The 598-nt window shown below is 71.9% G+C and carries 1 protein-coding gene; it reads right to left on the bottom strand.

The genetic code is table 11. From position 1 onward, the window contains the following. Nucleotides 1-113 precede the first annotated feature (113 nt). A partial coding sequence (locus tag ACTIF1_RS26460; RefSeq protein WP_439599465.1) for an SOS response-associated peptidase family protein occupies nt 114-598 on the bottom strand: 485 nt, incomplete at its 5' end.

Consider the following 598-nt stretch of genomic DNA (forward strand, 5'->3'; position numbering starts at 1 on the left):
AGCCTCCCGCTTGTTGTGCCCCACCGGTCTTCCGCCGGCGCCCGTATTACGGGATGACATAGTGCAGCGGTTTCCCGACGGCGCGCAAGGACGGTGCGGCGTGGCGCGGGCGATCAGAACAGCTTGAGCTGCCGTTGCGGCGCGGCCGGTGCCGGGTCCGGGGCTTCGATCTTCGGCGGGGCTACGTCCTGCACGGCGCCGTCCTCCTTGGCGCCGCGGGCGACGATGGTGAGGGCCCCGTCGGGCAGCGGGCGCTGCAGGGTGCGGGCTTCCGACCAGGGGGCGCGCATCCACGCGTCGATCTCCTCGTCGGTGGTCAGGATCACCGGCATCGCCTTCGGGTGGACGGCGCCGACCTCGGCGTTGGGCTCGCAGGTGAGGAAGCCGTAGACGTCGGCGGTCACCTCGCCCTCGGCCTTGCGGCGCACCGAGGTCCACGTTGTCCAGAGACCCGCGAAGGCGGCGAGCGGGCGGCTCTCGTCGAGGGCGAACCAGACGGGCTGCTTCTTGCCACTCGCGTCGGTGTCGTATTCGGAGAACGAGGTGAACGGCACGAGGCAGCGGTGCGCCTCGCCGGTCCAGCGCCGCCAGTGCGGCG

Origin of the sequence: Falsiroseomonas sp. (assembly GCF_051860665.1) — a bacterium.
Classification (GTDB): Bacteria; Pseudomonadota; Alphaproteobacteria; order Acetobacterales; family Acetobacteraceae; genus Falsiroseomonas.